Annotated in this window: 11 protein-coding genes and 1 pseudogene; 6 read left to right on the top strand and 6 right to left on the bottom strand. The window is 41.4% G+C overall.

The window, feature by feature from the left end; translation table 11 throughout:
• The first annotated feature begins 94 nt into the window (after positions 1-94).
• The gene (locus QVO43_RS09145; protein WP_022488213.1) at positions 95-298 is read left to right on the top strand and encodes a hypothetical protein; all 204 of its coding nucleotides are present in this window, start codon (positions 95-97) and stop codon (positions 296-298) included.
• A 986-nt stretch (positions 299-1,284) separates the two neighbouring features.
• On the opposite strand, the gene QVO43_RS09140 is transcribed toward QVO43_RS09145, so the two are convergent.
• The 3 genes from QVO43_RS09140 to QVO43_RS09130 are packed head-to-tail and all read right to left on the bottom strand — an operon-like array spanning position 1,285 to position 2,474.
• Entirely contained in the window at positions 1,285-1,668 is a 384-nt protein-coding gene (locus tag QVO43_RS09140; RefSeq protein WP_074707775.1) for a protein-export chaperone SecB, read from the bottom strand.
• Between the two features lie 11 nt (positions 1,669-1,679).
• Complete coding sequence (locus QVO43_RS09135; protein ID WP_022488212.1) at positions 1,680-1,940, bottom strand: hypothetical protein; 261 nt, start codon at positions 1,938-1,940, stop codon at positions 1,680-1,682.
• A gap of 12 nt (positions 1,941-1,952) precedes the next feature.
• Positions 1,953-2,474, bottom strand: a complete 522-nt coding sequence (locus QVO43_RS09130; RefSeq protein ID WP_022488211.1) for a hypothetical protein — start codon at positions 2,472-2,474, stop codon at positions 1,953-1,955.
• An 849-nt stretch (positions 2,475-3,323) separates the two neighbouring features.
• Between QVO43_RS09130 and QVO43_RS09125 the strand changes: the two genes are divergently transcribed.
• The gene (locus QVO43_RS09125; protein WP_022488210.1) at positions 3,324-4,571 is read left to right on the top strand and encodes an IS256 family transposase; all 1,248 of its coding nucleotides are present in this window, start codon (positions 3,324-3,326) and stop codon (positions 4,569-4,571) included.
• A 226-nt stretch (positions 4,572-4,797) separates the two neighbouring features.
• Here the strand turns inward: QVO43_RS09125 and QVO43_RS09120 are convergent, their stop codons facing one another.
• From QVO43_RS09120 to QVO43_RS09110, 3 genes are all read right to left on the bottom strand, one after another.
• On the bottom strand, positions 4,798-7,299 hold the full coding sequence (locus tag QVO43_RS09120; RefSeq protein WP_022488209.1) for a P-loop NTPase fold protein: 2,502 nt from the start codon (positions 7,297-7,299) through the stop codon (positions 4,798-4,800).
• A complete protein-coding gene (locus tag QVO43_RS09115; RefSeq protein ID WP_288174869.1) occupies positions 7,277-7,603 on the bottom strand; it encodes a hypothetical protein in 327 nt (108 codons plus the stop codon). The genes QVO43_RS09120 and QVO43_RS09115 overlap by 23 nt, the downstream gene beginning before the upstream one ends.
• Positions 7,604-7,789: 186 nt before the next feature.
• Positions 7,790-8,956 (bottom strand): hypothetical protein, encoded by a 1,167-nt coding sequence (locus tag QVO43_RS09110; protein WP_022488208.1) that lies wholly within the window; start codon positions 8,954-8,956, stop codon positions 7,790-7,792.
• A gap of 269 nt (positions 8,957-9,225) precedes the next feature.
• Here QVO43_RS09110 and tnpA point away from each other — a divergent pair, with 269 nt between their 5' ends.
• The 4 genes and pseudogenes from tnpA (at position 9,226) to tnpC (ending at position 11,055) form a co-directional block, all read left to right on the top strand.
• Positions 9,226-9,582 (top strand): IS66 family insertion sequence element accessory protein TnpA, encoded by a 357-nt coding sequence (tnpA, locus tag QVO43_RS09105; RefSeq protein ID WP_022488207.1) that lies wholly within the window; start codon positions 9,226-9,228, stop codon positions 9,580-9,582.
• On the top strand, positions 9,576-9,932 hold the full coding sequence (gene tnpB, locus QVO43_RS09100) for an IS66 family insertion sequence element accessory protein TnpB (RefSeq protein WP_022488206.1): 357 nt from the start codon (positions 9,576-9,578) through the stop codon (positions 9,930-9,932). The genes tnpA and tnpB overlap by 7 nt, the downstream gene beginning before the upstream one ends.
• A 93-nt stretch (positions 9,933-10,025) precedes the next feature.
• Complete coding sequence (locus tag QVO43_RS09095; protein WP_022488205.1) at positions 10,026-10,352, top strand: transposase; 327 nt, start codon at positions 10,026-10,028, stop codon at positions 10,350-10,352.
• Positions 10,318-11,055 (top strand): annotated as a pseudogene (gene tnpC, locus QVO43_RS09090) (IS66 family transposase). The gene QVO43_RS09095 and the pseudogene tnpC overlap by 35 nt, the downstream one beginning before the upstream one ends.
• Positions 11,056-11,136: the final 81 nt, after the last annotated feature.

Below are 11,136 nucleotides of genomic sequence, written 5' to 3'. Positions count from 1 at the left end.
TCAAATATGATAAAATTAACAATATAGAAATCGTATTCTTTAGCTAAAATACAACATCCCTATGACCGTAGAGATGAAAAAGGAGGCGGAAACCATGTGCGGTATCGGACACGCCATTGCAAGAAAGAACCTGGAAAAAGGCCGCTTAGAAGGAAAACAGGAAGGCCGTCAGGAAGAACGGGAATCCAACATTATTGCCATGCTGAAAGAAAAGATCCCCATGGAGACCATTTCCCGGATCACCCATTACTCTCTGGACCAGATCCAGAAACTGGGGAAATTGCATGGATTGCTTTAGGTTGGAAAACGCCCCGGCGTTTTCCTCCCCAATGGAAAGGCCGCCGGAAAATCCGGCGGCCTTTTGGTTCATCGTTGGTCGTTCATCGTTTCGGATGCCAGATGCTCACGCATCTGCCTTTGAACATGAAAAACCGGCGGCCGGGACGGGCTCCCCTTCGGGAAGCCCCTACCACGTTGGAATCAAAGGACCAACGGAAATTCACAGAAACGAAGTTATCGAAGATTCCGTTCCTGTGACCGTTGTATCCAACTTCCGACCCCAACGCCGTAGGGGCGCGCCGCAGGCACGCCCGTCCCGGCCTGCGGTTTTTATACGTTCCCAGGAACCCGCCCAGCAGGTTCCCTCCTGCCGCTAGAGACCAGTGCCTGTCAGCTCATGACCATCTGCCCCCGACAGATGCTCTCCATCGGCGTGAGACTGAAAAGCGGCCCTGCTACTTTTCACCTCCTAATCACTTTCTCCCCCTGTGTGACTCACTTTTTCATGATCACAGTGGCTCAATTTTTGGCAAGCGCGTGGCTTACTTTTTCTTTGACATTCACATCAGCGACAACCAATTTAGACAGATTGCTGCACCATGCACATGTGGTGAACACAAAACCGGGACACAATAAGGCCCCATTTGCTTTGTCAGCGGGAATTTTTGAAAGAGGCATGTACCATTATGTACTATGCCACTTTCAAAAATTCCCACTTTCGCGCATCTGGAACCTCCTTGCGCCCCGGGAACGAGTCGGAGGAAAGAAAACTGAAAAATGCCAACCGCCTGCCGGGCGTCCCGCCCCCCCGCACCTTTTCTGTCGAACACATGCTGTTCTATCGAAAATTCTCCATCCCTGTAGGGTGCCGCCCAACGGGCGTCCCGCCACCAGGCCGCCTAGTGGTCTGTATTCATTCGTTCGGCAATCACCTGATTCCTAAAAAATAAAAGAAAGCCCTTTAAAGATGGAAAATGATATTCCAGCTTTAAAGGGCTTTCCTGGTTATTTTACCAGATTATTAATATTAATAATTGGTAATATGATCGGTCTGAAATTTGGTTGTGATGTAACCAAGGTAACTTGACTTCTTAAGAATGGAAACATGATGGCAATCGCATTTTTTAGCATGCTTTCAACTGGAACATTCCCATCTGTCTCAAAATCAGCAGCTAATTTTACTTGCATTTGAGCAATTTCGGGAATATCAATATCACAACTTAATTCCACTGCCATTTTACTGTCAGATTGGACATTTTTATCCACATGAAATGCAACATTCATTTTAGTAGGTCGAACTGGTTCTTTTCCAGTTGCAGAGAACTTTATATCCTTGACATGCAAATGCTGCATCTGCAAACTGCTTAGCTGTTTTTCCTGAAAATCCATATTGTCTCCTTCTATGCGGCCTTTAAAATTTCATCTGTAGTATCTACTAAAATATCAACAGGCAAATCTGAATCCATCTCATTCCCATCATTTCCGTCAGGATATTCCAAAACTAAAGCAATATCCTTCGTATCAGGAAAAATGGTATGATCTTTGAAATACTCGTCTGCCTTTTGCCCATCTATCACAGCAGGACCCGGTTCATCTACCCATTCAATGCCCAATTCCAAACAGCATTCTTTTAATAATGCGTTAAGATCACTGTTTTTCATTTCGACTGCCTCCTATCGAAACTTTTTCACTTCCCCAATATTTTTATTACTGCTCACAGCATATTGTCTTTGTTTCAAACAAACACGAAACCCAAGTTTATTAACCATGATTCTTTTAGGAAAAGAATAGGCCAAAATTTTTATTCCTTTCAATTTCTTGTAGAAATTGCATGCTAGGCATCGCAGTTTTACACCGCTATTGTCGCCATTAATAACAGGATGTCCTTCTTCTCCTTTTTCCAAAAATGGAAGAATTGTTCTTTCCATTTCAACCATATTCTCTTCTATATCCAAGTCAAGAAATTCGTCATCATTACAAAAGATATTAGCTTGCAGAAGACACGGTTTTGTTACTTTATTCTTTTTCTTCGCAGCCTCATTTTCTGCCCACAATTCAGCATCTTCCCGCTTGGCAAAAAAATAGATTCCTGTACCAAGCCATTCAATATCTTTACTGCTTTCTATGAATCCCTCTTTTACTATAGCGTCAGCTTTTTGCTGTATTGTTCCATGATAGACTGTTTCTTTGAACATTGCTGGCTCCTGAAATCATGAAAAATGCTTATACTGTTCCATTTAATTATTCTAACAAAGTTCTCTCATTTTGTAAACTCCGAACAGGTATTCTTGAATCAATTGATAAAGTAAGTTGATATTTTAAAATTTTCCCTACTAAAAGACCTCTATACAGACTCTCGATAAGCAAATCGGCTCAACGACCCAAATCACCTAGCCACTTATCCACTTAACCACCTAATCACTATTATTAGGGCCCATCTGAAATCGCCATTTTCAGCCCAACCAAGTCGCCACACCATACTTCCCCCATCCTATATGATCTTGGAAAGCAGCTGCCTGGCCACATTCCATTTAAAATGTCTCCAGGCAAATTGGCTGTTTTAATCCGACTGAAATTGGTCATTTTAACCCGACTCTACTTGGTCAAATTAACCCGACGCTAGAACCCTGGTGAAAATGGGGAATTTCCCATGATGACAATGGGGAAAAGTGGTTGATGAAGAACGCCTTTCTTTTATGCTGAACCTGTAATTATATCTCCGCCCTTTACAAGGGCGTAAGCAGGGCGCATCCGCTTTAGCGGATAGCGAGGTCGCTTATGCCGTAGCTGGGGTATCCATGCGCCAGCATGGGTGGTGGGTTAGCAGCCGCAGGCTGCGTTTCCATTCAAAGGAATCCACTGGTGGGTTCCCTCCATCGGCGTGAGACGTGAGACGTTCAGCGTGAGGCGTTGTCCGTTCTCCGTCAATGTAGGGCGCCGCCCAACGAGAGTGTAAAATATTTTGTGTAAATGCGTAAGCGTCTTGCTCAAAATCTATTTATACCTCATACTGAAAGGGACCAAAGGCAAAGGAGTGGACTACTATGGCAAAGCGTACTCTTACCCCCGAAGAAAAAATTGGCCAGGCTATCTACGATATATATAAACCTCAATCTGCTGAGGAAATCCAGGATGCTCTGAAGAAGATTTTTGCCCCCCTTTTTGAAGCTGCTCTCAAAGGAGAAATGGAAAATCACCTTGGATATCCTAAAAATGGGTCGAGTCCCGAAAAAGGTAGTAACTCTCGTAATGGTTATTCGCTGAAAACAGTGAAGACCACTATGAGCGATGTTCCTATTCAGATTCCTCGGGATCGGGAGAGCACCTTTGAACCTCAGATTATCAAGAAACATCAGAGAGATGTTTCTTCCATTGAAGGAAAGGTCTTGGCTATGTACGGCCGGGGTATGAGTCAACGGGATATTGCATCTACTATCGAAGATATCTACGGCTTTTCTATCTCCCACGAGCAGATTTCTCACATTACAGACTGTATCATGGAAGAAGTTTATGAATGGCAGAACCGGCCGCTGCTTCCATTTTATCCATTTCTCTTCGTAGACTGCATCTATGTTTCCATGCGGACAGAAATGGCAATCAATCAGAAAGCAGTCTATGTTATCCTCGGCTATGATATCAACGGCAACAAAGATATCCTTGGCTTATGGATTAATGAAACAGAGGGAAAACATACTTGGATGCAGATCTTCGACGAAATCAAGAGCCGCGGAGTTCAGGATGTGGGATTTATCTCCATGGATGGTGTCAGTGGGCTTGAGGAAGGAGCCCGTGCCATTTTCCCGGGTACTGTTGTCCAGCGCTGCATCGTCCACCTGATTCGGAATTCTCTGCGGTATGTTCCTTGGAACCAAAGCCGAGAATTCATGAGAGAACTAAAGGCCATTTACCGGGCGGTAAATGTGGAAGAAGCTCGTAGGCTTTTCGCCGCATTCAAGGAAAAATGGTCCCAATTCCCAGGTGCTATCTCCGTCTGGGAAAGAAATTTCAGCCATGTAGAGCAACTCTTCAATTATGGACCGGACGTCCGAAAAGTCATGTATACGACGAATGCCATCGAAAGCATCAATTCCAGCTTCAGAAAGGTCACCAAAAAGGGGTCTTTCCAAAATAACGAAGCCGTCATGAAAGTCTTTTATCTGCGAATCTTGGAACTAAAAAATAAAAAATGGAAAGGCAAAGGCCGCGTATCCAATTGGCCTGCTGTTAGGAACCAGCTATTGATTGATGATCGGATTGGACAGCTCATTGAAAAATATGATGGGCTAAACTAAAAACACAAAATTCTTGACAATCCCCGCCCACGAGCGGCCCGCCCAAGGACTGGCCAGTGGCCCCATTCCCCCCTTTAAGACGGCTCAGACGCTGATTCAGCCTGCCTTTTGCAATTTGCTCCCGAAATTCATTTCGGGAGCAAATTTTTATCTGCAATCGCTACTGCAATAACAATCAGCAATTGTCCTTTAATCCGGCTCTCTGCATGGTAAGTTTGATCTGAGTCTATTCCTGCTCTTTGATTAACTTTTTCTTTTGCTTTATACTATCTTGCTCGCAACGTAATTCATAACTGTTTAACTTTCCTTCCTCATATAATTTATTCATCAACTCTTCCGCTTCAACCAATGCATTCTTTTCGCTAGGATATTTATCTATCTTTTCCTCAATCATGTCCATTTCTTTCTGATGAGCATGCATTGATCTTGCATGCATTTTAACACTGTGTTCATTGGCTGGATACATTTTCTCCATCTCCATTAGCTTAATATTTTTTGAAATAAACTTTTGGATGACCTGAAGTTGAAGGGTTAATTTTTTATTGTTCTTTTTATGCAGTTCTTTTTCAACATCCTTATTTAACTGTTTTAAGGTATTGAGCAACTGCTCATTCTTCAATGAAAATCCACCGATTACTTTCCAATTTTCTACACAAAGCGGAGCCAGAGATTCACAAAATCTCCATCGATTAAGGGAATCGATATATTTATAAAGAAACTTATGATAATCTTCTTTCTCTTTCAAATTTCCAATAAGTTCCCCTTTATTGAAAAAATCCATTGCGGATATGAGCAAATTATCTTCGCTTTGTACATCTACAAAATAGAGCATTCTAACAAAATTCAAATCGATAACGATATGTTTTTGTGTTCTCTCATAAAATTGAAAAAAGCTTCCCCATTTCTCTTTATAACCACAGATAAACATGTTCTCGGCCAGTGAAACAAAATTGTTGATTCCGAAATAAAAAATCCCGTTGTTATCCTTATACAAAGTTTCATTAAAAGCCTCTTCTAGCAGTCTTTCCCAGGCAATCTGTTGAGATTTTCCATTTTGAGCATCGAGTACTTCGTTCACGAATCGTTTCATAAACAGCTGCTTATTACTGTACTCTGATTCGCCATTCATTAGTAAGTTCCATATTACCCGGTTCTTTTGTTCTCTTTTTTCCTGATATTGTAAATGCTGAATATAATCGGATTCTGAGATCTTCTCACCATTTTTTTCCTTTTTAAATTTTTGGACATAATCATACCAGTTATAGCCTAGAAAACAGAACAAATAATATGATTCTTGATTTTGCCTATTCTCCATCAATTTGGTAAATGTACTATTTGGATTATCACTTTTTAAAACATGGGAATAGAATTCTAAAAGATTTACATCTGTATATTCATTTTTAAACAAAGCGAGGTCTTCCAGCATTTTTCCAGGTTTGAATTTCAGATACAAATCGTGAACGAAAAATTTTAAAAAGAATACCTTTAAAATAATTTTCTTTGTAGGTTTATCCAGATATTCCCTTTTGTATAAATACAGCTTGGATTCTATTAAAAAATTCCTGACCCTGCGAACAGAAAAATTGCCTTCCCCTATCTTTTCCCACTCTATTTGTATATGCAATTGCTGCAGCACAAAAGAAAGAGGTCCGTAATTATCAGGTAAAGGCATTCTCTGATAATCTTCAATTCCCCATTTATTTTGGTTGGCATATTCTGGCTTTTCTGTTTCGTCCCATAAATTATAAATCAGAGTTCTATATGGAATTTCGCTTATATTCATTTCAAAAGGAACATACTTTTCTCTATACTTAAAATCAATCCCCTGTTCATCCAAAATAGAAGCATCGTATTCTAACACGAATTTTGCCTTGTCACTGCTTAGTCTCTCAGCAATAGCAAATAATCTCTTTACATATTTAGGAGACCCTACTCTTTCAATATCTTCAAAAACAATCAGCAGTGGATTTTCCAATTGCTTCAGATCTTCTTTGAGTCCAACAAAAGTAGATGAGTATTCAAAAGGAGATTGAAGAAAATGAGAAAAAGAAAGTTTTCCCCAAATACTCTTTTTTACATTCTGAAGAAGCTCTGCTGCGTATATTGAGTAAATATGGTTCTCTTTCAATATCTGAAAAATTTTTTGAACAAGTACCCTATCAAAGTCTTCATAGCTGTAAGCTAATGATTCTATATGAATCACATTCCAATTTCTGTTCTTCCGAAAAATATCACATACCTGATCAACTACAAAGGATTTTCCTTCTCCATAGGGAGCCTGAACCCCCAACATGTTATGCGATTCCAGCAGTTTTTCAAGTCTTTCCATATCTGCCTGATGTTCTGGAAAAATTTTCTGTTTCGTCTCCTCATTAACCGTGGAAGAATCGTTTTGAGAAGAGAATTTGCAAATAAAATAACAAACGGTTAATACCAGCAAGTTAATACAAAAATATAAAAGAGAGATTTCCGAAAAAGCTAATGCCTTCCAAATTATAAAACATTCAGCTAAGCCTAGATAAAGAAGCTTCGAGATTGTTTCTGCATGTCGGGTCCTGCCATACCATAGACAGAAAAAAGCAAGCATAGCATTTAACAAGCTCACAGCAACCTGTTGCTTCTCTATTTGTTCACCGAAAAAGATAAAAATTATACAGGCAAAAATAGCAATTGTTATGACTTTTTGTAGATGCTGCCATATCATTTCAAGCTTTTTCTTGTTTATCACTTACCTTTTCCTCCAATAAATTATATATAGGATTCCTCTTGTAGATTTCTTTATCCGCTTCATCCATCTTATTAAAATAAATTTCAGCAGATTGTTTATTGCCTAAAAGGATCTCTATTATACATTTTCCAGAATTCTTATGAGTACGATCTCTTATTTCTACCAATCGCTCTATATCCTGGGCAGACAGTTTATCAAGCCATTTTTTATTTGGAAACAGATAAAATATTAGCGCCCATCTGAAACAGCCATTTAGAGCCCATCTGAAATCGCCATTTTCAGCCCAACCAAATCGCCACGCCATACTTCCCCCATCCCACATGATCTTGGAAAGTAGCTGCCTAGCCACATTCCATTTAAAATCTCTCCAGGAAAATTGGCTGTTTTAATCCGACTCTACATGGTCAAATGAACCCGCCGCTAGTACCTTGGTAAAAATGGGAAATTTCCCATGATGACAATGGGGAAAAGTGGTTGATGAAAGACACCTTTAAGCCTTAACAAAAACTTGCTTGTTCTTTTTATCTTTTTCTTTTTGTAAACGTTGTTCCATTTCAATCTTACTTCGGCCTCTTAGGATAGCTGCATACAAAACGGCATTATACATTGTTGCCTTCGCCGCTCCTATATAATTTTTTGCAATATAATCGTATAAATCATTATATACTGAACTACGAAATTGATTCTTTGCATATTGATTAATTAACAAACGTATATAGCGTGCACAAATTTCAATATTTTTTATTGGATTTGCCAATTCTTCCAATGCTTTTCCCTCAGATATGTTTAGAAGGCGGCTCGCTGTAGAAATTTTAACTTGCCCAAATCCAATTGACATATCCTGTTTTAACACAATTTCAGGAAAATAGTTTATGAGTAGCCGTTCAATAAAAGATTGAATGAGGGAACCTCGATTGAATTCCTCGATAAGAAGAACGGATTTCAACAGCTCTGGATCCATTTTGTAAAATTCCGCATTCTTTTTAATCTCTGCCTTGTAATATATAACAAGACTATTCTTTCGATTCATCAGATCAATGTTTCTTAACATTATTGTTGTATCAGTATGTAAAAAATTTATTCTGACCGAATTCATAAAGTCAGCATTTCGTTGAACAGAAAATTGAATAAACAGCGGAAAAATGTAAAGAAATATTCCCAACACAAAGTTTATAGAAGGATATACCGTATCTATATATCCTTTTTCGCCTTGTATTGCAGGAATCATAAATTCCAAACAAGCAAAACCCATAAAAAATAGTACTGCTACATAAAATATATTTGCACAAAATAATTTGAAACGATAAGTGCCTTCCCAGAACTTATACAATTGATACTTCATAATAACAGGGAAAACTTGTATTAAGGATACCAATCCTAAGGCCGAATAATAAACTGTTTTGCTTTTAATATCGAACTGATAGTAGCCCAGGAATATAATTGCACCAATAAAAAAGCAGCGAATGTTTGAGGCAGTCCAAAAGCGTTTTAAGTCAAACATATATGCAATTTCATCTAAAGAAAAGTACCCTTTAGGAATTATCTTTCTATGAACCGTAAAGCTAATTAAGAATAGAACAGTAAAACAAACTATGGAAAAAAGTTCATGTATGTTTTGAATAGAATACAACACTTTGAAGTATACCTCTCCCATCATAAAAATATTTCATCATAAATTTAGCAACTTTTTTTAATCCATCTCTAAAATCATGAACTTCAGTTCGTTGCCTATAGGATACCAAACTTTGTAGAAAAAAGCAAAAATTCAGTAAGCGCTTAAAAATCCGGTGTATGAAATCACCACCTTCAGTTTGAGATAATACGGATGTTAAAAATATCGCACGAAAAAAACGAATTTCCCTACGGTGCGCAGCGTGTCGTTTTTTCGAGTCATTCGTGTTACTCATCTCTGGAGGTGGTTTTGTTTTGGGAGAAATTCAACGTATCAAACACCAAAAGGCACTGGAATACTGGAGCCAGATACTGAAGGAACAACAGGAAAGCGGGCTTTGCATCAAGGCGTTCTGCAGATCCCGCCAGATGAGCCATCATGCCATGTACTACTGGCTCAAAGAACTGAGAAAGGAAGCTTTGTCAGCCAATGCTCAGGTCCCCGTCTGTACGACCCAATTTGCGGCTGTCTCTCTGGCGAAGGAGGAACATCCTCCCTGCGGAAATATGGTCGTCCATGTGGGCTCTGCTTCTCTGGAAATCCCTGAGGGAACAGCTCCGCAAGACCTGCAGCGCACGCTGCAGGTCCTGAAAGAGGTGTTCCTGTGTTAATCCGCAACATCACTGCCGACCATATCTACCTGGCCTGTGGATACACGGATATGCGGAAATCCATCGACGGGCTGGCCGCTCTGGTGGCCGCCCGTTTCCATCTGGATCCCCATCAGCCTGCCCTCTTTCTGTTCTGTGGGAGAAGGAAAGACCGGATCAAGACTCTCTTGTGGGATGAGACTGGATTCCTGCTGCTGTACAAGAGGCTGGAAAATGGCCGGTATCAGTGGCCAAACGCTCCGGAAGATTTGGTAGAACTCTCCCAACAGCAGCTCCGCTGGCTCACAGAAGGGCTCTCCATCCATCAGCCAAAAGCGGTGCAGACAGTCCATCCGTCCCTGACCATCTGAAAAAAGTGGAAATAGTAAGTCTGTGGATTTCCTGGATTTCGGTTCTTTCCTCCGGTATAATGGAAACATCATGAAACGAAGGAGACCGGAACCGTGGCCGAATCAGTGAGAACCGAAGAACAGATCAAGGAACTGGAACAGAAAGTGGAACGTCTGTCCGAGGAGAACCAGAGACTCAAACAACAGCTGCATGCTCTGCGGCACACGGTCTTCGGTTCCCGCACGGAAAAGGCGGAAAAGATCTGTCCGGATCAGCTCAATCTCTTCAATGAAGCCGAAGTGGAAGCCAAACCATCGGCGCCGGAACCTGAAATCGAAGTCCCGGCCCACAAACGGCGCAAGAAGCAGAAGCGGGATTGGGCCGAGCTGCTGGAAAAATTCCCCCATGAAGAAAAAACTGTATACTCTCCCGGAAGATGAACGGATCTGCAAGCGCTGCGGCAGTCCCCTGGTCTCCATGGGCAAAGAGAAGATCCGCACGGAAGTGCAGTTCATCCCTGCCCAGGTCAAGATCATCGACATCTACCGGGAATCTTTCCAGTGCCTGGAATGCCGGAAGCAGGAACATTTTGTGGTTGAGAAGCCTCAGATGCCTCACAGCGTCCTGCAGAACTCCATGGCCACCGCTTCTGCCGTAGCCCATGTCATCGTCCAGAAATACCAGATGGCCGTGCCGCTCCACCGGCAGGAACAGGAATGGAAGAATATCGGCCTGCCCCTTTCCCGGGCAACCATGGCCAACTGGATCATCCGGTCTTCCCAGGACTGGCTGTCTCCCCTGGTCAGTGTCATGAAGGCTGAGCTGCTGAAGCAGGCGGTGATCCATGCGGACGAAACTCCGGTCCAGGTGCTGAATGAGCAGAACCGGAAGAACACCACCAAGTCCTTCATGTGAGTGTATACCAATGGGGAATATGAACAACTGAAAAAAATACGGATCTACCAGTACTGCCAAGGCAGGAGCGGTGAGTTCGCCATGAAGTTCCTGGAGGGGTATCAGGGAATCCTGCAGACCGATGGGTATGCAGGATATGAGAAGGTCCACTGCAAAGTCCATGCTCTGTGCTGGGTGCACGCTGTTAGAGCCCGTCTGAAATCGCCAAATAGAGCCCAGCTGAATTAGCCAAATTCAGCCCAATTGAAATCGCCATTCTTAAATATGTGGTACGATCAACAACTTAGAATACACTTCGGCCTAGGGCTT

Source organism: Acidaminococcus sp. CAG:542 (assembly GCF_000437815.1).
In the GTDB taxonomy this organism is placed as follows: domain Bacteria; phylum Bacillota; class Negativicutes; order Acidaminococcales; family Acidaminococcaceae; genus Acidaminococcus.
Note: the sequence above shows the minus strand (reverse complement) of the source record. Positions and strands in the feature narration are given on the sequence as shown.